This window comes from Promicromonospora noduliphila (genome assembly GCF_056951025.1).
The window spans coordinates 2,202,163-2,225,652 of the sequence record NZ_CM167806.1 but is presented as its reverse complement, the minus strand read 5'-3'; the positions used below and the strand labels follow the sequence as shown (position 1 = coordinate 2,225,652).

20 protein-coding genes are annotated in these 23,490 nt (G+C 72.7%); 7 read left to right on the top strand and 13 right to left on the bottom strand.

Annotated features, from left to right (window positions below):
* Positions 1–32: 32 nt before the first annotated feature.
* From AC0QU1_RS09720 to AC0QU1_RS09710, 3 genes are all read left to right on the top strand, one after another.
* Positions 33–4,004: a ThuA domain-containing protein gene (locus AC0QU1_RS09720; protein ID WP_483576186.1), complete on the top strand. Its 3,972-nt coding sequence runs from the start codon at positions 33–35 to the stop codon at positions 4,002–4,004.
* A gap of 80 nt (positions 4,005–4,084) precedes the next feature.
* A complete protein-coding gene (locus tag AC0QU1_RS09715; protein WP_483576185.1) occupies positions 4,085–5,932 on the top strand; it encodes an OmpL47-type beta-barrel domain-containing protein in 1,848 nt (615 codons plus the stop codon).
* Between the two features lie 118 nt (positions 5,933–6,050).
* Positions 6,051–6,545, top strand: coding sequence for an arginase family protein (locus AC0QU1_RS09710; RefSeq protein WP_483576184.1), 495 nt, complete (start codon positions 6,051–6,053; stop codon positions 6,543–6,545).
* A gap of 88 nt (positions 6,546–6,633) precedes the next feature.
* On the opposite strand, the gene acnA is transcribed toward AC0QU1_RS09710, so the two are convergent.
* The 4 genes from acnA to AC0QU1_RS09690 all read right to left on the bottom strand — a co-directional run bounded on the left by acnA (position 6,634) and on the right by AC0QU1_RS09690 (position 13,751).
* Complete coding sequence (gene acnA, locus AC0QU1_RS09705) at positions 6,634–9,396, bottom strand: aconitate hydratase AcnA (protein ID WP_483576183.1); 2,763 nt, start codon at positions 9,394–9,396, stop codon at positions 6,634–6,636.
* A gap of 141 nt (positions 9,397–9,537) precedes the next feature.
* Positions 9,538–10,323, bottom strand: coding sequence for an SGNH/GDSL hydrolase family protein (locus AC0QU1_RS09700; RefSeq protein WP_483576182.1), 786 nt, complete (start codon positions 10,321–10,323; stop codon positions 9,538–9,540).
* A gap of 10 nt (positions 10,324–10,333) precedes the next feature.
* The gene (locus tag AC0QU1_RS09695; protein WP_483576181.1) at positions 10,334–11,719 is read right to left on the bottom strand and encodes a class I SAM-dependent RNA methyltransferase; all 1,386 of its coding nucleotides are present in this window, start codon (positions 11,717–11,719) and stop codon (positions 10,334–10,336) included.
* Positions 11,720–11,753: 34 nt separating this feature from the next.
* The gene (locus tag AC0QU1_RS09690; protein ID WP_483576180.1) at positions 11,754–13,751 is read right to left on the bottom strand and encodes an APC family permease; all 1,998 of its coding nucleotides are present in this window, start codon (positions 13,749–13,751) and stop codon (positions 11,754–11,756) included.
* Between the two features lie 88 nt (positions 13,752–13,839).
* On the opposite strand from AC0QU1_RS09690, the gene AC0QU1_RS09685 reads away from it, so the two are divergent.
* Complete coding sequence (locus AC0QU1_RS09685) at positions 13,840–14,493, top strand: potassium channel family protein (RefSeq protein ID WP_483576660.1); 654 nt, start codon at positions 13,840–13,842, stop codon at positions 14,491–14,493.
* Positions 14,493–15,158, top strand: coding sequence for a potassium channel family protein (locus AC0QU1_RS09680; protein ID WP_483576179.1), 666 nt, complete (start codon positions 14,493–14,495; stop codon positions 15,156–15,158). Before AC0QU1_RS09685 ends, AC0QU1_RS09680 begins: the two co-directional genes overlap by 1 nt.
* On the opposite strand, the gene AC0QU1_RS09675 is transcribed toward AC0QU1_RS09680, so the two are convergent.
* The 4 genes from AC0QU1_RS09675 to dut all read right to left on the bottom strand — a co-directional run bounded on the left by AC0QU1_RS09675 (position 15,155) and on the right by dut (position 17,679).
* Positions 15,155–15,901, bottom strand: a complete 747-nt coding sequence (locus AC0QU1_RS09675) for a DUF3159 domain-containing protein (protein WP_483576178.1) — start codon at positions 15,899–15,901, stop codon at positions 15,155–15,157. The two genes, AC0QU1_RS09680 and AC0QU1_RS09675, sit on opposite strands and share 4 nt — an antisense overlap.
* Positions 15,902–15,957: 56 nt before the next feature.
* The gene (locus AC0QU1_RS09670) at positions 15,958–16,338 is read right to left on the bottom strand and encodes an OB-fold nucleic acid binding domain-containing protein (RefSeq protein WP_483576177.1); all 381 of its coding nucleotides are present in this window, start codon (positions 16,336–16,338) and stop codon (positions 15,958–15,960) included.
* Between the two features lie 15 nt (positions 16,339–16,353).
* Entirely contained in the window at positions 16,354–17,079 is a 726-nt protein-coding gene (locus AC0QU1_RS09665) for a DUF3710 domain-containing protein (RefSeq protein WP_483576176.1), read from the bottom strand.
* 165 nt (positions 17,080–17,244) lie between these two features.
* Positions 17,245–17,679: a dUTP diphosphatase gene (gene dut, locus AC0QU1_RS09660; protein WP_483576659.1), complete on the bottom strand. Its 435-nt coding sequence runs from the start codon at positions 17,677–17,679 to the stop codon at positions 17,245–17,247.
* Between the two features lie 67 nt (positions 17,680–17,746).
* Between dut and AC0QU1_RS09655 the strand changes: the two genes are divergently transcribed.
* Complete coding sequence (locus AC0QU1_RS09655) at positions 17,747–18,190, top strand: DUF3093 domain-containing protein (RefSeq protein WP_483576175.1); 444 nt, start codon at positions 17,747–17,749, stop codon at positions 18,188–18,190.
* 88 nt (positions 18,191–18,278) lie between these two features.
* On the opposite strand, the gene AC0QU1_RS09650 is transcribed toward AC0QU1_RS09655, so the two are convergent.
* Both AC0QU1_RS09650 and AC0QU1_RS09645 read right to left on the bottom strand, forming a co-directional pair.
* On the bottom strand, positions 18,279–18,578 hold the full coding sequence (locus AC0QU1_RS09650; protein ID WP_116675819.1) for a DUF4193 domain-containing protein: 300 nt from the start codon (positions 18,576–18,578) through the stop codon (positions 18,279–18,281).
* A gap of 311 nt (positions 18,579–18,889) precedes the next feature.
* Positions 18,890–19,747, bottom strand: coding sequence for an inositol monophosphatase family protein (locus AC0QU1_RS09645; RefSeq protein ID WP_483576174.1), 858 nt, complete (start codon positions 19,745–19,747; stop codon positions 18,890–18,892).
* Positions 19,748–19,885: 138 nt separating this feature from the next.
* Here AC0QU1_RS09645 and sepH point away from each other — a divergent pair, with 138 nt between their 5' ends.
* A complete protein-coding gene (gene sepH, locus AC0QU1_RS09640) occupies positions 19,886–21,010 on the top strand; it encodes a septation protein SepH (RefSeq protein WP_483576173.1) in 1,125 nt (374 codons plus the stop codon).
* A gap of 4 nt (positions 21,011–21,014) precedes the next feature.
* Here sepH and AC0QU1_RS09635 read toward each other — a convergent pair whose 3' ends face one another.
* Genes AC0QU1_RS09635 through AC0QU1_RS09625 form a run of 3 tightly spaced genes read right to left on the bottom strand, consistent with a single transcriptional unit; the run spans position 21,015 to position 23,476 of the window.
* Positions 21,015–21,659: a thymidine kinase gene (locus tag AC0QU1_RS09635; protein WP_483576172.1), complete on the bottom strand. Its 645-nt coding sequence runs from the start codon at positions 21,657–21,659 to the stop codon at positions 21,015–21,017.
* Between the two features lie 39 nt (positions 21,660–21,698).
* The gene (locus AC0QU1_RS09630) at positions 21,699–22,892 is read right to left on the bottom strand and encodes an alkaline phosphatase family protein (RefSeq protein ID WP_483576171.1); all 1,194 of its coding nucleotides are present in this window, start codon (positions 22,890–22,892) and stop codon (positions 21,699–21,701) included.
* The gene (locus tag AC0QU1_RS09625) at positions 22,889–23,476 is read right to left on the bottom strand and encodes a DUF5998 family protein (RefSeq protein ID WP_483576658.1); all 588 of its coding nucleotides are present in this window, start codon (positions 23,474–23,476) and stop codon (positions 22,889–22,891) included. The genes AC0QU1_RS09630 and AC0QU1_RS09625 overlap by 4 nt, the downstream gene beginning before the upstream one ends.
* Between the last annotated feature and the right edge of the window lie 14 nt (positions 23,477–23,490).

Genomic DNA, 23,490 nt, shown 5'->3' with positions numbered 1-23,490 from the left:
GGACAGGAAGAGGAAGACGCAGGATCCCCGGCGTGGCCGCACCGCGCCGGACGGCGCGCCGGAGGACGGCGCGCGGCGCGCTCGCCGCCGTCGCCGGCGCCGCGCTCGTCGTCAGCCTGGCGGCGGTCCCGGCCCAGGCCCAGCGCCCGGCCGCCGTCACGCCCGCGGCACCCGCCGCGGTGCAGGACGCCGCGGACGTCACCGTGCTGGTGTTCCACGGGGCGCCGGCCCAGCAGGTCGACCCGGTGACGACCGCCGTGCGCACCATCCGGGAGCTGGGTGCCCAGAACGGGTTCACCGTGCACACGGCCAGCGACCCGAAGGTCTTCACGGCGAAGAACCTCGCGGAGTACCGCGGCGTCGTCTTCCTCTCCGCCGAGGGCACGGACCTCAGCACCGCGCAGGAGGACGCGCTCAAGGGCTACGTCCAGGGCGGCGGCGGGTTCCTCGGGATCCGCGACGCCGCGCGCGCCCAGGACCGCTCGCAGTGGTTCACGGGGCTGATCGGCACGCGCCCGGCCGGCAACCTGCCGGACCCGCTGGCGGTCGCGAGCGTCACCGCGAGCGCCGAGAACCCGCCGAACGAGATCGCCACCAAGCTGATCGACGGCGACGCGAACACCAAGTGGCTCGCGTTCGAGCCGACGGCGTGGATCGAGCTCGAGATGGCGGAGCCCGTCGTCGCCACGCGGTACGCGCTGACCTCTGCCAACGACTTCGAGGGGCGCGACCCGCAGGACTGGACGCTGCAGGGCTCCACCGACGGGACCACGTGGACCGACCTGGACACGCAGGCGGACCAGGCGTTCCCCGACCGGTTCACCCCGATGGACTACCGGTTCGAGAACACGACGGCCTACCGGCACTACCGGCTCGACATCACGGCGAACGCCGGCGACGGCCTCACCCAGCTCGCCGAGCTCCAGCTCTTCGACGGCAGCGGCTCCGAGGAGCCCGACCCCGTAGTCCCGGTGCAGGAGGCGACGGTCAACGTCGTCGACCGCGCGCACCCGGCCAACGACGGGCTGCCGCTGAACTGGACCCGCTCGGACCGGTGGCTGAACTGGTCGCCGAACCCGGTCGGCGACGTGCACACCGTGGCGCAGGTGCAGGAGTGGGACTACGAGCCTGGCGAGGGCGCGAACGGGGCCTTCCACCCCGTCTCGTGGTGCCGCGACTACGACGGCGGCCGGTCGTTCTACACGGGCATGGGCGGCACCACCGCGAGCTACGCCGAGGAGGGGTTCCGCGACCACCTGCTGGGCGGGCTGCTGTGGTCGACGGGTATGGTCCGCGGCGACTGCCAGGCGACGATCGCGGCGAACTACGAGTCCGAGCGGCTGACGACGCGGAACACCGCGGGCACGCTCGACCAGATCGGTGAGCCGCACGGGCTCACGGTGGCGCCGGACGGCGGCGTCTTCTACATCGGCAAGGCCGCGTGCCCGTCGGGTCCGGTCGTGTCGTGGGACGACCCGAACGTGGGGCTGGGCTGCGGCACGGTGCACCGCTGGGACCCGGAGTCGGGCACGACGAAGCTCCTGACGACGCTCGACGTCATGGGCAACCGCGGCAGCGGGGACGAGCTGGTCAAGAACGAGGAGGGTCTGCTCGGCATCACGCTGGACCCGGACTTCGCCGAGAACCGGTGGGTCTACCTCTACTGGATGCCGCACGAGTCGATCGACACCGAGCGGCGCGTCGGCCTGCGCACGGTGTCGCGCTTCACGTACGACGCCGAGGCGAACACCATCGACCAGGCCACGCGCGAGGACCTGCTGCAGTGGGAGACGCAGATCCACAGCTGCTGCCACGCGGGCGGCGGCATGGACTTCGACGACGAGGGCAACCTCTACATCGGCTCGGGCGACAGCAACTCCTCGGGCGGCTCCAGCGGCTACTCGGGGAACAACTGGACCCAGGAGTACGCGGGCATCTCGTTCCAGGACGCGCGCCGCACCGCCGGCAACACGAACGACCTGAACGGCAAGATACTGCGGATCCACCCGGAGCCGGACGGCACGTTCACCATCCCGGAGGGCAACCTGTTCCCCGAGGCGGAGGACCCGGGCGACAAGACGCGCCCGGAGATCTACGTCATGGGCGTGCGCAACATCTCCCGGCTGGACTACGACACCAAGAACGACTGGCTGACGGCGGCCTGGGTGGGCCCGGACGCTTTCCTGCCGAACCCGGAGCTCGGGCCGGCGAAGTACGAGACGGCCACCATCATCACATCGGCGGGCAACCAGGGCTGGCCCTACTGCATGGGGAACAAGCAGCCGTACCGGGACCGCAGCAACACCGACGCGAGCGTCCTGACGGGCTGGTACGACTGCGACAACCTGAAGAACACCTCGCCGCGCAACACCGGCCTGGTCGACATCCCGCCGGCCCGGGCGAACATGATCTGGTACTCGCCGAGCGGCGGCGGCCCGGTCTTCCCCGAGGGTGAGGACGGCATCCCGTCGTACGTGGACTCCGAGGCCACCTACACCCAGCCGTACCTGCGCGGCGGCGGCCAGGCCGTGATGAACGGCCCGACGTACCACCGGTCGGAGGTCGACACGGACAGCGGTGTGGCCTGGCCCGCGTACTGGGACAACAAGTGGTTCATCGGCGACCAGTCGAACGCGAACAACCGGGTGGCCGTCACGGTGAACCCGGACACGGTCGAGGAGGCCGGCCCCCCGGTCTTCGCCGAGGACCTGCGCCAGATCATCTCGGGCGGCAACGGCGACGGCGACGTCGCGCAGTGGATGGACGCCAAGTTCGGCCCGGACGGCGCGCTGTACCTGCTCGACTACGGCGGCGGCTTCTTCTCCCTGACCGACCGCCAGAAGCTCACCCGGATCACCTACACGGGCGGCCCGGCGACGCCGGTGCCGGCCGGCTCCGGCGCGAGCGTGCAGAGCGACCCGCTCACCGTCGCCTTCACCGGCGACCGCTCGGGCGGCGTCTCCTGGGCGTGGGACTTCGGGGACGGCACGACGTCGGCGGAGGCCAACCCGCGGCACACCTACGCGCGAGTCGGCAGCTACGACGCGACCCTCACGGTGACCTACGCGGACGGCACGACCAGCACGGTGGACGTGCCGGTGCGCACCACGTGCACCGTCCCGGACGACCGGGCCACGGTCTGGGTCGGCGACGTCGACAGCGGCGTGGCCAACGACGACCTGGGCGGCTGCACCATCGCCGACCTGATCCAGGACGAGCGGGAGTGGGACACGAACGGCCGGTTCGTCAACCACGTCACCGCGGTGGCCGACCAGCTCCAGGCCGACCGGGTGATCACCCGGCGGGAGAAGACCGCACTGGTCCAGGCCGCCGAGGAGTCCGGCATCGGCGCGGAGGGCAGCACCGGGTACCGGTGGCTCTTCGACGGCACGTCCGAGTCCCTCGCGGGCTGGCGGCAGGCCCCCGGCGGCAGCTTCGAGCTGCGGCCCGACGGGTCCCTGCGGTCCCAGGGCGGCCTGGGCATGCTCTGGTACACGGCCGAGGAGTTCGGGGACTTCTCGCTGAAGCTGGAGTTCCAGGACGTCTCCCCCGGCACCACCCGCGCCAACAGCGGCATCTTCACCCGGTTCCCGGACCCGCGCGTGCCACGCGACGACCGGCCGGAGTGCGGGCAGCTCACCGACGCCGAGGCCTGGGTGGCGATCTACTGCGGCCAGGAGATCCAGATCTACGACGGCGAGAGCGGTGAGCCGCAGAAGACGGGGTCGGTGTACAACTTCGACCCGGTCGCGCTCGACGGCGCCGGCGCGACCGGCAAGGGCGTCTGGAACGAGTACGAGGTCCGCGTGGTCGGCCAGCAGTACACGATCCTGCGCAACGGCGTGGTGCTCAACGAGTTCGACAACTCGCCGGGCAAGCAGTCCTCACGCCCCGGCGACCCGCCGACCGACCTGCGGCAGTTCCTCAGCGGGTTCGTGGGGCTGCAGAACCACGGGAACTCCGACGTGATCGAGTTCCGCAACATCCGGGTCCGGGAGCTGTGACCATGCCTGACACCATGAGAGGTACGCCGATGTTCGGACAACTGATTCGGCAGAGACCGGCCCGGCAGGGCCGGGCACGCATGCGCCTGGTCGCCCTGGCCGCGGCCGGCGCCCTGGCCGCCGCCTGGCTCGTCCCCGGCTCCGCCACGGCGGTGGAGCCGGGTCCGGCGGCCCAGGCTCCAGGCCAGACCCAGGCCGAGGCGCAGGCCGCCGAGCAGGTGCTGACCTTCACCGCGAGCGCGAGCGTCACCGAGTACGCCTCCGCCCCGGCGACGGCGACCGCCGGCCCGACCACCATCGTGTTCGAGAACAGCACGGCCACCGGCAACAACATCGCCATGAGCCACACCCTGACGTTCGACACGAGCACGCCGGGGTACAACCACGACGTCACGCTCGACATCCTGGCCAACCCCCTGGACAGCGCGGGCGGCCGCTACGAGGCGGAGGTCGTGCTGACCCCCGGCACGTACCGGTATTTCTGCGCCATCCCCGGGCACGGCACGATGGTGGGCGAGCTCGTGGTGACGGAGGGCCCGGGCGAGGACACCACGGCCCCCGTCGTCACAGCGCAGGTCGCCGGGCAGCAGGACGGCGACGGCGCCTACATCGGCTCGGCCGCCGTGAGCCTGTCGGCCCAGGACGACAGCTCGGGCGTGGCCTCCGTCGAGTACTCGGTCGACGGCGGCGCGTACGCCCCGTACACCGCGCCCGTCGTCTTCGACGAGCCCGGCACGTACATGCTGGAGTACCGCGCCACCGACAACGCAGGCAACACCTCGGCGCCAGGGATGGTGCACGTCACCGTGGTGCCCGCCGACGGCCAGGACACGACGGCGCCGGTGGTCACCCCGGAGGTCACGGGCGAGCTCGACGAGAACGGCGCCTACGTGGGGTCCGCGACCGTGAGCCTCGCGGCCCTCGACGCCGGCTCGGGCGTGGCGAGCGTCGAGTACGACCTGGACGGCGCCGGATACACGGCCTACACCGACCCCGTGGTGGTCGACGAGCCCGGCGAGCACACGGTGACCTACCGGGCCACCGACAACGCCGGCAACGTCTCAGCGCCGGGTTCCGCGACGTTCACCGTCGTCGAACCCTCGCAGGAGGACACCACGCCGCCGGCGGTGACCGCGCACGTCACGGGTGAGCAGGATCCCGACGGCGCGTACGTGGGCTCTGCGACCGTCCAGCTCCACGCCGAGGACGCCGGATCCGGCGTGGCGCGCGTCGAGTACAGCCTGGACGGCGCCGCGTTCGCCGACTACACCGACCCCGTGGTGGTCGACGTCAACGGCCCGCACACGGTGGCGTACCGGGCCACGGACGCCGCGGGCAACACCTCGGCGCCGGGGTCGGTGGAGCTGGTCGTGGTGGGCGGCGCCGACCCGCCGGACACCACGCCACCGATCGCGTCGGCCCAGGTGGACGGCGAGCAGGACGAGTACGGCGTCTACCTGGACACCGCGCGGGTGTCGATCACCGCGCGGGACGACGAGTCCGGGGTGGCGTTCGTCGAGTGGGCGCTCGGCGACACCGCGTTCCGGGAGTACACGGGCCCGTTCGACGTCACGGAACCCGGGGCGCACGCGCTGGCCTACCGGGCCACCGACAACGCCGGGAACGTGACCCGGACGGGCACGCTCCGGTTCTCCGTCGCCCGGACCAGCATCGACGCCTGCCCCGTCTCCGACGAGCGTCCCACGGTGATCATGGGGAACGTGGACAGCAAGGTGGCCAACGTCGACACCGGCAACGGGTGCACCGTCGCCGACCTCGTCGACGCGGACGGGTCGTGGGTCAGCCACACCGCCTTCGTCAGCCACGTGCGCCAGATCGCCGGCCGGCTCAGCGCCGACGGCGTCCTCACCACGCGGCAGGCCGACAGGCTGGTCAGCGCCGCCAAGCGGTCCGACGTCGGCCGGTAGCCGCTGCGGAAGGAGAGCCTGCTGCGGAACGGACCGCCTGCCCCACCGGCAGGCGGTCCGTTCCGCGTTCGCCGGGCGGACCCTGGTGCCACCCACCCGGTTCGGGCAGACTCGTCGCATGGCGTCCACCGGTACGGGTACCTGGACAGTCCTGGGCGTACCGTCCAGCGCGGCCGCGCACACCCGCGGCCTGGAGAAGGCGCCGGCCGCCCTGCGCGCGGCAGGCCTGCTCGACGCGCTGCGCACCGCGGGCGTCGCCGTGCGGGACGACGGCGACCTGCGCGCCGCCATCTGGCGGGCCCGACCCGAGCCGGGTGAGCCGAACGACGCCGAGCGGGTGGTCGCCGGCCTCGAAGCCGTCCGTGACGGCGTCGCCGAGGTGCTGGCCCGCGGCGAGCGCCCGCTGGTGCTCGGCGGGGAGTGCACCGTGACCATCGGCCTGGTCGCCGCCCTGGCGGAGCGGCACCCGGACCTGGCGCTCGTGTACGTGGACGGCGGGCAGGACCTCCAGCTTCTGCCCGACCACCCCGACGAGCCGATCCTCGACTCGATGGGCGTCGCCCACCTGCTGGACCTGCCGGGCACCTGGCCGCCGCTGGCCGCGGCGCCCTGAGCCGGGCGGTCGGCAAAATGTCAGGAGATCGGCACCTCGGATTACCGATCTCCTGACATTCTGCCGATCACTCGGCCGGGACCGGTGCTCAGGCCACCAGCGAGCGCAGGACGTACTGGAGGATGCCGCCGTTGCGGTAGTAGTCCGCCTCGCCCGGGGTGTCGATGCGCACCACGGCGTCGAAGGCGACCTGCGAGCCGTCGGCCTTCGTCGCCGTGACCGCCACCGTCTCGGGCGTCGTGCCGTCGTTCAGCGCGGTGACGCCCGCGATGTCGAAGGTCTCCGTGCCGTCCAGGCCGAGCGACTCGGCGCTCTGGCCCGCCGGGAACTGCAGCGGCAGCACGCCCATGCCGATGAGGTTGGAGCGGTGGATGCGCTCGAAGCTCTCGGTGATGACGGCCTTGACGCCCAGCAGCGCCGTGCCCTTGGCGGCCCAGTCGCGCGACGAGCCCGAGCCGTACTCCTTGCCGCCGAGCACCACGAGCGGGGTGCCGGCCGCGGCGTAGTCCTGCGCGGCGTCGTAGATCGTGTCCTGCGCGTCCTTCACGAAGTTGTAGGTGAAGCCGCCCTCGACGCCCGCGCCGTCGTTCTCGGCGGCCAGGAGCTGGTTGCGCAGGCGGATGTTCGCGAACGTGCCGCGGATCATGACCTCGTGGTTGCCGCGCCGCGAGCCGTAGGAGTTGAAGTCGCGGCGGCCCACGCCGTGCTCGGCGAGGTACTTGCCCGCCGGGCTGTCCGCCTTGATGGAGCCGGCGGGGCTGATGTGGTCGGTGGTGACCGAGTCGCCGAGCTTGGCGAGCACGCGCGCGCCGGAGATGTCGGTGACGGGCTCCGGCGTCATGCCCATGCCGTCGAAGTACGGGGGCTTGCGCACGTAGGTGGACTCGGGGTCCCACGCGAAGGTGTCGCCCTCGGGGGTCTCCAGCGCGGCCCAGCGCTCGTCGCCCTTGAACACGTCGGCGTAGTCCGCCTCGAACATCTTGCGGTCGATCGAGGACGCGATGGTGGCCTCGACCTCCTCGGGCGTGGGCCAGATGTCCCGCAGGAACACCGGGTTGCCGGCCTCGTCGCGGCCCAGCGGGTCGTGCTCGAAGTCGAACTCCATGGTGCCGGCCAGGGCGTACGCGATGACCAGCGGCGGGGAGGCCAGGTAGTTCATCTTGACGTCCGGGTTGATGCGGCCCTCGAAGTTGCGGTTGCCGGACAGCACCGAGACGACCGACAGGTCGTGCTCGTTGACGGCCTCGGAGACCTTCTCGTCCAGCGGGCCGGAGTTGCCGATGCAGGTGGCGCAGCCGTAGCCCACCAGGTGGAAGCCCAGCTTCTCCAGGTACGGCCAGAGGCCGGCCTTCTCGTAGTAGTTGGTCACCACCTGCGAGCCCGGCGCCATGGAGGTCTTGACCCACGGCTTGGACATGAGGCCCTTCTCGACGGCGTTCTTCGCGAGCAGCGCCGCGGCGAGCATGACCGACGGGTTGGAGGTGTTGGTGCAGGAGGTGATCGAGGCGATCGCGACCGCGCCGTGGAACAGCTCGAACTCCTTGCCCTCGCTGTTCGTGACGGGCACCGTGCGGCGGCCGTTCGGCGTGACGGCGGGCGAGTCGGAGGCCGGGAAGGACTCCTTCTCCGCCTCGTCCACCAGGTCGCGCACCTCGGGCGCGTAGGTAGGCAGGTCGCGGACGAACGCCGACTTCGCGTGGGACAGCTCGATGCGGTCCTGCGGGCGCTTCGGCCCGGCGATCGACGGCACCACCGTCGACAGGTCGAGCTCCAGGTACTCGGAGTAGACCGCCTCGGGCGTGTCGGCGTCGAGCCACAGGCCCTGCTCCTTGGCGTACGCCTCCACGAGCGCGAGCTGCTCCTCGGAGCGGCCGGTCAGGCGCAGGTAGTCGACGGTCACGGCGTCGATCGGGAAGATCGCGGCCGTGGAGCCGAACTCGGGCGACATGTTGCCGATGGTGGCGCGGTTGGCGAGCGGCACCTGGGCCACGCCCTCGCCGTAGAACTCGACGAACTTGCCCACCACGCCGTGCTGGCGCAGCATCTGCGTGATCGTGAGCACGACGTCGGTGGCGGTCACGCCGGCGGGGATCGAGCCGTTCAGCTTGAAGCCGACGACGCGCGGGATGAGCATCGAGACCGGCTGGCCGAGCATCGCGGCCTCGGCCTCGATGCCGCCGACGCCCCAGCCCAGCACGCCCAGGCCGTTGACCATCGTGGTGTGCGAGTCGGTGCCGACGCAGGTGTCGGGGTAGGCGCGCAGGACGCCGTCGACCTCGCGTGTCATGACCGTGCGGGCCAGGTACTCGATGTTCACCTGGTGCACGATGCCGGTGCCCGGCGGCACGACCTTGAAGTCGTCGAACGCCGTCTGGCCCCAGCGCAGGAACTGGTAGCGCTCGTGGTTGCGCTGGTACTCGAACTCGACGTTGCGCGCGAACGCGTCCGACCGGCCGGCGACGTCGATCTGCACCGAGTGGTCGATGACCATCTCGGCGGGGGCCAGCGGGTTGACCCGCGTGGCGTCGCCGCCGAGGGCCGCGACGGCCTCCCGCATCGTGGCGAGGTCCACGACGCAGGGCACGCCGGTGAAGTCCTGCATGATCACGCGGGCGGGCGTGAACTGGATCTCGGTGTCGGGCTGGGCGTCGGGGTCCCACGACGCGAGGGCGCGCACGTGGTCGGCGGTGATGTTCGCGCCGTCCTCGGTGCGCAGCAGGTTCTCGGCGAGGATCTTCAGGGAGTACGGGAGGCGCTCCACCCCCTCGACCGCGCCGAGCCGGAAGATCTCGTAGGACGTGCCAGAGACCTCCAGCGTTCCCTTCGATCCGAACGTGTCCACCGTGCTCACTGTGGCTCCTTCTGCGGGGCTGACGGTGCGTCGGCTCCACGAGGCGCTGTCATCGCGCGGGGAGCCTACGCATGGCTTCCAGGGGGCTTCACCCAGCCTAGGCCGGGCTGCTCCGGCCAGCATAACGCATTTATCTTGACGTCAAGATATCTGCGCGAGCACCCGGCGCGCGATGGCCGCGTAGCCCGCGTCGTTGACGTGGATGCCGTCCGCGTGCACGAACCGGTCGAGCACCACGTCGGGGTCGATCAGCGAGACGTACGTCGCGTCGTACCGCTCCGCCGCCGCCCGCACGGCGCTGTCCAGGGCGCGCGCCTCCAGCCCGACGTCCCACGGCGTCGACGGCCCGACGGCGATGACCCGTGCCTCCGGGAACTTCTGGTGCGCCGTCCTGAAGGCCCGCTCGACGGCGCCGAACACCAGCTCCGGGTTCTCCTCGAGCTCGGGGAAGTCGTTCTGCCCGCCCGCGATCACCACCACCTGCACGCCCTTCTTGGGCGTGGCCCGGAGCTGCTCGCCGTAGGACAGCTTGGGGATCCGCACGCTCCGGCTCACGTAACCCGTGCCGCCCTGCGCCACGTTGCGCTCGGCCCAGCCCATCTCGCGTGCCACGAGCGTGCTCCACCGCTTCTCCGGCGACGACGAGCCCTGGCCCACCGTGTACGAGTCGCCGACGAACACCGCGACGGGCTTCTTCTCGACCTTGACCGTGGGAACCGTCGGCTTGTTGTCCGACGGCGTGGTGTCGGACGGCGTCGGGCTCGCCGAGCTCGTGCTCGCCGAGGGTGTGCTCGTGGCCGCCGCCTCGTCGGCGGTGTCCCCTGCCGCGATACCGCCGGCCCCGACGATCATGCCGACCACCACCGCCGCGGCAAACGCCACCAGCACGGACGCGACGACCCCGCCGCTCATCAGCCACCGCTTCACGGTGCGCATCCTATGCGCCCGGATCGACCTTCTTGTCCAGGACGGCAACTGCCTCTAGGTGGTGGGTGTGGGGGAATAAGTCAAACCCGCGCACCCCGGTCAGAGCGTAGCCATGCACCGCGAGATAACCCACGTCCCGCGCCAGCGCCGCCGGGTCGCACGCCACGTACACAACGCGGCGCGGCGCCCTGCTGGCAATCGCATCCACCACCGCCCGCCCCGCCCCCGTGCGCGGCGGGTCCAGCACCACCACGTCGGCCGACGTGGTGGTGCCCGACCCCAGCACCCGGTCCACCGCACCCTCCTGCAGCACCACCTGCCCGAACGCGTGCGCATTGCGCCGCGCGTCCTTGACGGCCCGCGCGTCGCCCTCCACGGCGACCACCCGCCCGCCGGGTCCGACGGCGTCGGCGAGCGGGAGCGTGAACAGCCCCGCGCCGGAGTACAGGTCCAGCACGGTGGCCCCCTCGGCGGGTCCGACGGCGTCCAGCACCGCGCCCGTGAGCACGGCCGGCGCCTCCCGGTGCACCTGCCAGAACCCGTCGGCGGCCACGCGGTAGCCGTGCGTACCCCACGGCCCGGTGACGGTCTCGGTCACGGCGCGGCGGGCGTTCGGCCGGGTGTCCGGCCTGCCCCGGCGCCACGGCTCGCCGTCGACCAGGAGCAGCGGCTCGCCGTCGGACGGCGCCACCAGCTCCAGCCGCGCGCCGGGCGCCCAGGTGCGCGTGAACACGTCCTCGGCGGCGGCGAACGCCGCGAGCTGGGTGGTGGCGAGGGGCATCTCGGCCAGCGCGACGACGTCGTGCGAGCGGTGCTTGCGCATGCCCGCGCGGCCGTCGGCGTCCGCGACCAGGTCGATCCGCGTACGGTAGTGCAGGCCGCCGCGCTCGTCGTCGCCGGGCGCCGGCTCGACGGTCACCTCGCGGGCCAGCCAGTCGGCGTCGATACGGGCCAGGCGCCGGAGCTGCTCGACGAGCACGTCCGTCTTCCACCGGCGCTGCGCGGGCAGGGCGACGTGCGACAGCTCACCACCGCCCACGCCGTCGGCCCCTGCGGCGGGCCAGGCGGGCGGCACACGGTCGGGTGAGGCCTGGAGCACCTCGACGGCGTCGGCGCGCCAGAAGCTCGACCCGCCCTCGGTGACCCGGGCGCGGACCCGCTCCCCGGGCAGGGTGTGCCGCACGAAGACCACCCGGCCGTCCAGGCGGGCCACGCAGTGGCCGCCGTGCGCCACCGGGCCGACCTCCAGCTCGACCTCCGTGCCCACCTCGCGCGCCGGGGCGTCGCTCACGCGCCGGGCCCGGCCCGGCCGCGGGGAGCGCTGCGGGCGACGGCGCGGGCGGCCGCCCTGCTCGGGGTCGGCGGGCGCGGTGCGGCGGTCGGGGTGGCGGGGCATGCGCCAAGTATCCCCCGCGCGCCGTCCTGCCCCGCTACAGCCGCCGGCCGCGCAGGAAGGCGTCGGCCTCCAGCCCGGTCTGGCCGTGCGTCGAGGCGAGCTGCCACGGCACGGACGCCACCACGACCCCCGGCGTGAACAGCAGGCTGCCCTTGAGGCGCAGCGCCGACTGGTTGTGCAGGAGCTGCTCCCACCAGTGCCCCACCACGTACTCGGGGATGTACACGATCACCAGGTCGCGCGGCGACTCGCGGTGCACCGACCGCACGTACTTGATCACCGGCCGGGTGATCTCGCGGTACGGCGAGTCCAGGATGCGCAGCGGCACGGGCAGGTCGAGGGCCTCCCACTCGGCGGTGAGCCGCTCGATGTCCTCGCGGTCCACGCCCACCGTGACGGCCTCCAGCACGTTGGGCCGTGCGGCCCGCGCGTAGGCGAGGGCCCGCATGGTCGGCTTGTGCACCTTGGAGACCAGCACGATCGCGTGCACCCGGCTCGGCAGCGCGCGGGCGGCGGAGACGTCGTCCAGCGCGAGCTCGTCGCGCACCTGGGCATAGTGCCTGCTGATCCCCCGCATGAGCAGGAACAGCACGCCCATGGCAAGGATGGTGATCCAGGCGCCGTGGGTGAACTTGGTGATCAGCACGATGACGAGGACCGTACCGGTCAGCGCGAACCCGACGCCGTTGATCACCCGCGAGCGCTGCATGCGCCCGCGCACCGCGGGGTTGGGCTCGGTGCGCAGCTCGCGCGTCCAGTGCCGCAGCATGCCGAGCTGGGACAGCGTGAACGACACGAACACGCCGACGATGTAGAGCTGGATGAGGCGGGTGGTCTCGGCGTCGAACACGACGATCAGGACGATCGCGGCGATCGCGAGCGTGACGATGCCGTTCGAGAACGCGAGCCGGTCGCCGCGCGTGTGGAGCTGGCGGGGCAGGTACCCGTCGCGCGCCAGGATCGAGCCCAGCACGGGGAACCCGTTGAACGCCGTGTTGGCGGCGAGCACCAGGATGAGGCCCGTGACCGCCGACACCGCGTAGAACGCCGGCGGGAAGCCGGCGAACACGGCCTCCGCGAGCTGGCCGATGACGGGGATCTGGACGTAGTCGCCCGACACGGGCTCGCCGTTCAGGGTGAGCTGGGTGTGCGGGTCCTCCGCGAAGCGGACGCCGGTGGCCTGGGCCAGCAGCAGGATCGAGACGATCATCGTCGAGGAGATGGTGCCGAGCAGCAGCAGGGTGGTCGCCGCGTTGCGCGACTTGGGCTTGCGGAACGCGGGCACCCCGTTGCTGATGGCCTCGACGCCGGTCAGCGCGGCGCAGCCGGAGGCGAACGCCCTGGCCATCAGGAACGCGCCGGCGATGCCGACGAGGCCCTGGTCGAACGCCGCCTCGCCGGTGAGCTCGAACTCGGCGCTCTGGGCCTGGGGCAGGGTGCCGGAGAAGAAGCGGAAGGCGCCGGTGAGGATGAGGGCCCCGACGATCGCCATGTAGCAGTAGGTGGGGATCGCGAACGCCGTGCCCGACTCCTTGACCCCGCGCAGGTTGATCAGGGTGAGCACCGCCACCGCGATCACGGCGGCGAGCGCCTCGTGCCCGCGCAGCCCCGGGATGGCTGCCGACGCGTAGTTGGCCGCCGACGAGATCGACACCGCGACGGTGAGCACGTAGTCGACCAGCAGCGCGGAGGCCACGCCGACACCCGCCGAGGGGCCGAGGTTGGTGGTGGCGACCTCGTAGTCGCCGCCGCCGGACGGGTAGGCGTGCACGTTCTGCCGGTAGGAGGCGACCACGATGAGCAGCACGACGACCACCGCGAGACCCACCCATGGCGAGAACGCCACGGCCGCTATACCCGCCAGCGAGAGGGTCAGGAGGATCTCGTCCGGCGCGTAGGCGACGGAAGACAGGGCGTCCGAGGCGAACACGGGCAGGGCGATCCGTTTGGGCAGCAGCGTGTGCCCCAGGCTCTCGCTGCGCATGGGGCGGCCGAAGACTAGGCGCTTCGCCGCATCGACGATGTCCGACACGTTGGAAGACTCTATGCCCGCCGATGGCCCGCAGCGCACCAGAGTCGTCCGCGGCGCGGTAGCGTTCCGTCCTGTGCACTTCGTGATCATGGGCTGCGGCCGTGTGGGCTCCAGCCTTGCCCAGGAGATCGAGGGCCGCGGGCACTCCGTGGCCGTCATCGACCAGAACCCGGACGCGTTCCGGCGCCTGCCCGCCGACTTCTCGGGCAAGAAGGTGACCGGGGTGGGCTTCGACCGGGACACGCTGGTCCAGGCGGGGATCGAGGACACGTACGCGTTCGCCGCGGTGTCCGACGGCGACAACTCGAACATCCTGTCCGCGCGGGTGGTGCGCGAGACCTACGGCGTGGACAACGTCGTGGCGCGCATCTACGACCCGCACCGCGCCGAGATCTACCAGCGCCTCGGCATCCCGACGGTCGCGACGGTGCGGTGGACCGCCGACCAGGTGCTGCGCCGCATGCTGCCGCTGGGCTCGTCCGACGAGTACCACGACCCGTCGGGCACGATCCGGCTCGCGCAGATCGACTACCACCGGCAGTGGGTGGGCCGCCCGGTGCTCCACCTCGAGTCCGTCACCGGCGCGCGCGTGGCGTTCGTGACCCGCTACACCACGGCGGTGCTCCCCACCCCCGACACAGTGCTCCAGGAGAACGATGTGCTGTACCTGCTCATGACGGCCGACCGGACCGCGGACATCGAGCGGATCCTCACCGCCGCCCCGCCGGCCGAGGAGGCCTGATGCGGGTGGTCATCGCGGGCGCCGGCTCCGTGGGCCGCTCGATCGCCCGGGAGCTGCTGAGCCACGAGCACGAGGTCACCCTGATCGACAAGAACCCCTCGGCCATGCGGGTCTCGCAGGTCCCGGAGGCGGAGTGGGTGCTCGCCGACGCGTGCGAGCTGCCCGCGCTGGAGGCCTCTGAGCTGGAGCAGGCCGACGTCGTCGTGGGCGCCACCGGCGACGACAAGGTGAACCTCGTGTTCTCCCTGCTGGGCAAGACGGAGTTCGGGGTGCCGCGCACGGTCGCGCGCGTGAACAACCCGAAGAACGAGTGGATGTTCGACCAGTCCTGGGGCGTGGACGTCGCGGTGTCGACGCCGCGCATCATGACGGCGATGGTCGAGGAGGCCGTCGCGGTGGGCGACCTGGTGAAGATCTTCAGCTTCAGCCAGTCGCGCGCCGACATCCTGGAGCTCACGCTGCCCGCCGACTCCCGGGTGGCCGGGACCCGCGTGGGTCAGGTCGTGTGGCCGGCGGACGTCACGCTGTCGACGATCGTGCGGGACGGCCGCCCGCTGGTACCGAGCCCCGACGACACCCTGGAGGCGGGGGACGAGCTGCTCCTGGTCGCCGGCTCGGACGCCGACACGGCGGCGCTCCAGAAGCTGCTCGTCCCGAAGGGCTAGGCTGCCGCCGCCTGCGCGGCCGCCTGCCCGCGGCGCACGACGTACCAGGTCAGGTACAGCACGAGCGCCCAGAGCGGCACGCCGAGCAGCAGGTGGAAGGTGCCGAGCCACGCGATGTCGCCGGCGAAGTAGAGCGGCGTCTTCACGGCAAGGCGCAGGGCGAACAGCCCCACCCAGAGCCAGGTGGCGATGGCGTAGGTGCGCAGCTTGGCCGGGTCGTTGCGCCAGGCGGTCAGGCCGGAAAGGATCGAGGGCTCGCCGTCGGCGCGGTTGGCCTCTGCCCGCACGGCGTCGGGCGTCAGTCCGGCGCGCAGCGCCTCCACGACGTAGCCGACGGCGGGGTGCCGCACGAGGATGGTGACGAGCAGCACCACCATGTAGCCGGCGTTGAGCAGCAGCCCGCCCGCGTAGTAGTTCTCGGCCTCGCCGGACGTCCACGCCCACACCACGCCGATGGCGATGCCGAGCAGGCCGCCCACCGCCTGGGTGACGGGTGTGCGCTGCACCAGGCGCGCGACGACCAGCACCAGGGCGGCCACGACCGACGCGACGAGCGGGATCGTCAGGTCGGTGAAGATCACGAACGCGACGACGAACACCAGGCCGGGGAGCACCGCCTCCACGAGGCCGCGCACACCGCCGACGGCCTGCGCCGCGGAGAACTCGTCGCCGGCGAGGGCGCGCATGCCGCGCGCCGGGGCTTCGGACTGCGGGGGCACGTCATGACGTGCTGGTTCGCTCATGGGGCTTATTGTGCCGTGCTTCGGAGGGTCCAGGTTTCACCCGGTCAGTCGGGCGGTCACTCCCCCGGCCGGGGCCGGAGCTCGTAGCGGGGGTTGAACATGGTGCGGCGCCCTTCGACGTCGCACACCATGCCCTCGACGCGGATCCGGCGGCCGGGCTCGATGCCGTCGATGGTCCGCCGTCCGAGCCACACCAGGTCCAGGGCGCCGGAGCCGTCGAAGAGCTCCGCCTCGACGGTGGGCACGCCCTCGCGCGGGCGCAGCACCACCGAGCGCAGCACGCCGGCGACCTTGCCACGGGAGCGGAACGGGAGGGACGCGATCGCCGCGCAGCCGACGTTGCGGGAGGCCTCGGCCCGCTCCTCGGTGTCCGAGACCTGCTCGTTGGACGCCAGCGTGGCCGCGATCCGGGACGCGATCGCAGAACGCAAGGACATCAGTCGCTCACCTCGTCAGCCGATCTGGGTGATCTCTGGCCCGCGGCGCAGCGGGTTGAAGTCCGACGCCTGGGGTACCGCGTTCGCGGGGCCTGCGGCGGTCGCCGCCTGCTGCCCACCATCCTTGCGCGCCGACCGCGGCAGCGCCAGGGGCAGCAGGTCACGCGGCGGGCGCGGGCTCTGGTCGCGCACCACGACGATGTTCGCGAACACCGACTCCAGCGGCTTGGCCGCCTCGGCGTCGAGCGCCGCCTTGCCCGCGAGCACACCGCGGATGAACCAGCGCGGGCCGTCGACCCCGATGAACCGCGCCGGCCGCTGGCCGGACTGCCCGTCCGGGCCGGTCACGGGCATGCGGACCAGCAGCTCCCGGCCGAACACGCCCGGCACGTCGTCCACGATGCCGCCCTGCCCGCTGACGGACTGCGCGATCTCGTGCCGGATCTCGTCCCAGATGCCGTCCGTGCGCGGCGCGGCGAACGCCTGGATCTGGAGGTTCGACCCCTCCAGCGCGGCCGTCACCCCCGTCACCTTCTGCGTCTTCTTGTCGATCTCCATGCGCAGCTCGAGGCCCTGCATCACCGGCAGCCAGATCGCACCGAGGTCCACGCGGGGGCCCATCTCGGCCACCTGCGACCGGTCGAACGGCCCGTGCGGCCGCTTGCGCTGCTCGGCCTCCACCGACGCCCACTCGACCGGCGCCGGCTCATCGGCCGTGCCTCGTCGGCTGAACAGACCCACAGCCACGCTCCTTCGTCTTTCGTCAGTCGTCCGTCGAACCGCCCGCGCGGAGCCGTTGCCTCGCGGCATTGCTTCACCGGGCGGCGTTATCCACTCGTTACCTACAGCCTAGACCCGTCCGAGCCGCAGCCGGGACGTAAGTCGGGCGGTACGGCGCGGGGGCGTTCAGCGCCCAGCGAAACCGCCGCTCGAGCCGAAGCCGCCGTCGCCGCGGTGCGAGCCCGGCAGCGTCTCGGCGGCCAGGAACCGCGCCCGCTCCACCTTCTGGATCACGAGCTGCGCCACGCGGTCGCCACGGGCCAGCTTCACGGCCTGGGTGGTGTCGGTGTTGAGCAGCGTGACCTTGATCTCGCCGCGGTAGCCCGCGTCGACCGTGCCGGGCGCGTTCACGATGGTGACGCCGTGCTTCGCGGCCAGCCCCGACCGCGGGTGTACGAAGGCCGCGTAGCCGTCCGGCAGCGCTATCGAGACTCCGGTGGGGACCAGCACCCGCCCCTGCGGCGGGATCTCGACGTCCACCGTCGTCACCAGGTCGGCCCCGGCGTCGCCGGGATGCGCGTAGGAGGGGACGGGGACGTCGTCGAGGAGGCGGATGAGCACGTCGACCGTGCTGCCGTCGTCGGTTGGCACGCCGGAAGAGTACGCCACCGTAAGGGATGATGTCCCCATGACGGCGACCACCCTCACCTTCCACGAGCGTCTTCTGCCCGGTCCCGGTGGCTGGCTCGGCACGGTCGGTCTTGGCGCCATCGCCGCGATCGCGCTGTGGCCGGTGCAGCCGACGGTGGCGGTGGTCGTCGGGCTGCTGGTGTGCGTGGGCTCCGCGGTCGCGCTGGCGGCCACCTCCCCCGTCGTCGAGGTGTCCGACGGCGTCCTGCGCGCTGGGAGCGCCCGCGTCCCGGTGGCGCTGCTCGGCGCCGCGAGCGCGCTGGACGGCACCGCCATGCGGCACGAGCTGGGACCCGGCCTGGACGCCCGGGCGTACGTGTGCCTGCGCGCGTGGGCGCGGACCGGGGTGCGGGTCGCGCTCGACGACCCGGCCGACCCCACGCCCTACTGGCTGGTCTCCACGCGCCGGCCGGAGCTGCTGGTCAAGGCCCTGAGCCACTGAGCCCGGCACAGGGCCCGGACACGACGAAGGCTGCCATGCGTCGTGCATGACAGCCCGGTCGTGTCGTCGGTGCCGAAGGCCTGTGCGATCAGGCGGCGCACTCCGTGCAGATCATCTGGCCGGCCTTCTCGTAGGCCAGCTGGCTGCGGTGGTGCACGAGGAAGCAGCTCGAACACGTGAACTCGTCCGCCTGTCGCGGCAGCACACGCACGGCGAGCTCCTCGCCCGACAGATCGGCACCCGGGAGCTCGAAGCCCTCGGCAGCCTCTGTCTCGTCCTCGTCCACAACGCCCGAGGACTTGTCAGATCGACGTGCCTGCAGCTCCTGGATCGAGTCCTGCTCGACATCCTCGTCGGTCTTGCGCGGGGCGTCGTAGTCAGTTGCCATGTGGTTTGTTCTCCGTCGGTAGGTGGTGCGCCGGAAGGGTTCGGGGCATCCGGGGGTCGACGCCACCCCGGCCGGGTCACCGCGAGCGCGGTCGGACAGCTACCGCTCGCGGGTGTACGCGCAGATAATGCACGCGGCCCCGGTTTTGTTCCCGAGTCGGCCCACGGATTGTGCACCATTTCTGTCAGGCGCGCTACATCTACCGGTGTAACCCCCGTCACGTATGCCCTGACCTGCGACAACGTCCCGATATGCGGCTTTGGAGCACCGTCAGCGGCGACCGTTCTCCCCGGGGCGTGTCATAAAAAAGTTCACCCGCGTTCGGCTGTCCCCGCGCCGTCGGCGTCGGCCGCCTCGAGGATCTCGGCGAGCTGCGCGACGAGGTCGGGCGGGCCCGCGACGGTCATGGCGTTCCCGGCCGGACCGCCGCGCAGGCCGGTCACCACGGCGCCCGCCTCGGTCGCCACGATCGCGCCCGCCGCCATGTCCCACGGGTTCAGGCCGCGCTCGTAGTACAGGTCGAGCGAGCCGTCCGCGAGCAGGCACAGGTCGATCGCGGCGGAGCCGAGCCGCCTGATGTCGCGGATCTTGGGCAACACCTGGGTCAGCACCTGGGCCTGGTGGGCGCGGCGTCCGGCGTCGTACCCGAAGCCCGTGCCCACCAGGGAGGTGCCGAGGGAGGCCGGGGAGCCCACGCGGACCGGCACGCCGTCCCTGGTGGCGCCCTGGCCGAGGCCGGCCGACCAGGTGCGCCCGTCGGCGATGCTGTGCACGCACCCGGCCAGCACGGTCCACCCCGCGGGCTCGGGCGGCCCGGCCACCACGGCCACCGACACGGCCCAGGACGCGACCCCGTACAGGTAGTTCACCGTGCCGTCGATCGGGTCGAGGATCCAGGTCAGCCCGCTGGTGCCCGGGACGTCGTCGCCCTCCTCGCCGAGGATCGCGTCGTCGGGGCGCTCGGCGGCGATCATCTCGCGCAGCAGGTCCTCCGAGGCGCGGTCCATGACCGTGACCGGGTCCACGTCGCTCGACTTGGTCGCCGCCACCTCGACCCGGTCGGGTCTGCCCTCGCGCACCAGGGCGCCGGCCGCCGTCGCGAGGCGGACGGCGAGATCGCGGAGGAAGGTGACGGTGACGCCGTCCGGCAGAGGTGCGGGTGAGCTCACGCCCCCATCCTGCCGCAACCGCCCGGGACCCCCCACCCGGGCACGCTGTACGATCCGGCGGCACACCGACGCGCCTGCACCGGCCTGCCCCCACGTGGTGGCAGGCTCGGCATGCAGGACTACCCCGGGAGGACTGGCATGGACGAGCTGGAGCTCGTGAGGCTGCACGAGGACGGTGAACGACTCGTCCTCGTGGCCCGCGACGGCACCCAGAGCACCCTGCCCATCACCGACGCGCTGCGCGCGGCCATCCGTGGTGACCGCCCGCGCATGGAGTCGATCCGCGCCCAGGAGGAGTCGGCGCTGCGCCCCCGCGAGATCCAGGCGCGCCTGCGGGCGGGCGAGACGTGCGAGGAGCTGGCCGAGGCGTCGGGCCTGCCGGTCGAGCACGTGCGGCGGTTCGAGTACCCGGTCATCTCCGAGCGGGAGCACGCGGTCTCGCGCGTGCGCGCCAAGGCCGTCCTGACGGACGACGACGGCGCGACCACGCTCGGCGAGGTCGCCGACGAGCGCCTGCGCTCGCGCGGCGTGCGGCCCGACGACGCGACGTGGACCGCCACCCGCGAGGGCACCCACCCGTGGATCGTGCGGGTCGAGTTCGAGGCAGGCGACCGGCCGCGCGTGGCCCGCTGGTCCCTCGAACCGCGGGGCGGCTTCGTGACCGCGCTCGACGACGAGGCGCGCTGGCTCGGCCTCCCGGAGGACGACGGCGGCCCCACCCTGGCCGGTGTGTCCACCCTGCCGCCGCAGCGGGGCGCCCAGCACCCGTCCCGTCTGGGCGCGCGCGAGGCCGACGACACCGACCTGCTGCTCGACAACCTGTCCGAGCGGCGGGGCCAGCGGCCCTCGCGCCGGTCGACCCCGGACACCGAGCTGGACCTGATGGAGCTCGACGACCTGGACGGGCCCGACGCCGACAAGCCCGCCCCGGCCGGGCCGGCCGCCGTCGTCGACCTCGGGGCGCGGCGCAGCGGGTCGCGGCCCAAGATGCCGTCGGTCAAGGTGCCGGACTCCCCCGCCGACCTCGAGTGGGAGGCGCCGAGCCAGTGGGAGATCCCGGAGGCGGAGCCAGAGCAGCAGCCGGAGAAGGAGCCGGAGCCCGCGCCGGCGCCCGCTCCCGCGGCGAAGGCTGAGCCGAAGCCCGAACCCGAGAAGGAGAAGGAGCCCGCTGCCGCCAAGCGGCCCGCGAAGCGCGGCCGCAAGTCGCGCGCGCAGGTGCCGAGCTGGGACGAGATCGTGTTCGGCTCGCGGCCGGAGGTCTAGCGGCTCAGCCCCAGAGGGACTCGTCGGCCGACCGGCGGCGCGCCGTCAGCGCGGTCATGCGGCGCATGTGGTGCCGGCGGCAGAGCACCTCGTAGGCGACCTCCGCCGTCGTCTCCCGCGCGCCGACGTCGCCGATCACGACCTGCTCGCCCTCGGTGACCATGACGCCGTCGACCGTGCGCGCGTTGTGCGTGGCGCGCGCGCCGCACCAGCACAGGGACTGCACCTGGAGCACCTCGATGCGGTCGGCGAGCTCGATGAGGCGGGCCGAGCCGGGGAACAGCCTCGTACGGAAGTCGGTGGTGATGCCGAACGCGAAGACGTCGATCTCCGTCTCGTCGACGAGCCGGGCGAGCTGCTCCACCTGCGCGGGCGAGTAGAACTGTGCCTCGTCGCACACGAGGTAGTCCACGGCCTGGCCGCCCGAGCGCCGGCCGCTGATCTCGGCCCAGAAGTCGGTGGCGTCCGTGACCTCGCGGGCCGCGACCTCCAGCCCCAGCCGGCTGGACACCCGGGCGGCGCCCGCGCGGTCCCCGCGGCTGAAGATCAGCCCGGCGCGCCCGCGGGCGCGGTAGTTGTGGTCGGTCTGCAGGGCGAGGGTGGACTTCCCGGAGTCCATGGTCCCGGAGAAGAAGACGAGCTCAGCCATGGGGCCTCCTTACCCGACCGCCAGGATGCACGCGACAGCTCATGCGACGGCGACGAGCATCGGCACCAGCATCTCGTACGGGGTCAGCGAGCCGTGCACGCCCGGCAGGCTCCGGGCCGCCGCCGAGTGCACGCGCGAGTCGACGACGGTCGCGCGGCCGGTCATCGCCACCACGACGTCCCCGATCGACGGCAGCACATGCTCGGCGACCGGCCCGAACCAGCCGTCCGCGACGGCTCGCTCGCGCCGCACGACGACGGCGTGGTCGCCCAGCCGGCCGGCCCACCGCCGGGCGACGTCGGCCGGGTCGGTGCCCGGGTCGGTGTAGACGTGCAAGGCGCGCGGCTCGCCGCCGACCATCGCGACACCGGGGCGCAGCTCGGGGTCGCCCGCGACGTCCCACTGCAGCGACAGGTCGGCCAGGATCTGGCCGTGGTCCGCCGTCACGAGCACCAGCGTGCCGCGCGGGACGCCGGCCACCAGGCGGCGCAGCTCGCGGTCGGTCGACTCCAGCGCGTCGCCCCACTGCCACGAGTCCCAGCCGAAGCCGTGGCCGGTCTTGTCCACCTCGCCCTGGTAGAGGTAGACGAGGCGCTGCCCGCCGCCCGGCTGCCGCAGCGCGGCGACCGTCGCGTCCACGCGCTGCTCGAACGTCTCGGCCGCGACCTGGACCGGGCCGCGCAGGGCCGCCTGCGTCATGCCGGACGCCGCAAACTTGCGCGGGCCGGGCGCCGTGACCCGCGTGCCCGCCGCCGCGAGCGTCTCCAGGACGGTCGGCTCGCGCTGCACGTCGGCCGGGTCGCCGACGTCCTGCCACTGCACCACCGCCGCGAGCTTGTTGGTCACCGGGTTGCGCTGGGTGTAGCCGAGCATGCCCGTGCGGCCGGGGGCCGTGCCCGTGCCGAGGGTGCTCAGGCCCGCCGCCGTCGTGGAGGGAAAGCTGGAGGTCAGCGTCGCGGCCTGCTCGCCCTGCTCGCGCAGGAGCCCGCGCAGGAACGGCGCGTGGCCCCCGCGCTCGGCGAGGTTGCGGAGGCCGAGCCCGTCCACCAGCACGACCACGACCCGCTCGGCGTCGGGCAGGCCGAGGGCCGCCCGGCAGGCGGCGGCGGTGAGGCCGGTCGCCGTGGTGAGGTCGTGGCCGAGGGCGCCCGCCACCGCCGGCAGCACCGCGGCGAGGCTGCGTGTGCCGTACGACGGCGCGAGCAGGCCGTCGGGGAGGCTCGGTGCGGTCACGCAGACGTGGCCCGGGACAGGGCGCGGGCGAAGCCGACGGCGGCCCGGACGGCGTCGTCGCCCTCGGCCTCGCCGGACACGCGCACCACCACGTCGTCGGGCGTCACCTGGCCGGTCAGGCCGTGGTCCGCCGTGCAGTTCGGGTCCACGCAGGAGGCCGGCTCCAGGTCCACGCGCGAGACGGCGCCCCAGCCCACCGCGAGGGTCACCTCGCGCGTGGCGCCCTGCCGCGGGTAGCGCTCCGGGTCCGCGATCACGTGCGTCAGCGCGACGGACCTGATCTCGCGCACGGGCACCACCTCCGTGGTGGCGGACGCCGAGCCGGGCCGGTCCGGGTCGGCTCCCGTGTGGTCGTCGACGTGCGCGGTGACCAGGCGGGTCGGCGTCAGCACCAGGACCGTGAGGTGCCTGCGCACCTCCGAGTCGAACGTGGTCTCCGCCTGCACGAGGTGGGCGACCACCTCCTCGTCGGCCAGGGCCACGTCGAGCACGTCCGCGACGAGCTCCGGGTAGTAGCCGGCCCGGTGCAGGTGGGCGGTCAGGTCGTCTCGGCTATCCGTAGGGGCATGGGGCACGAGGGGCATCATCCCACGACCGG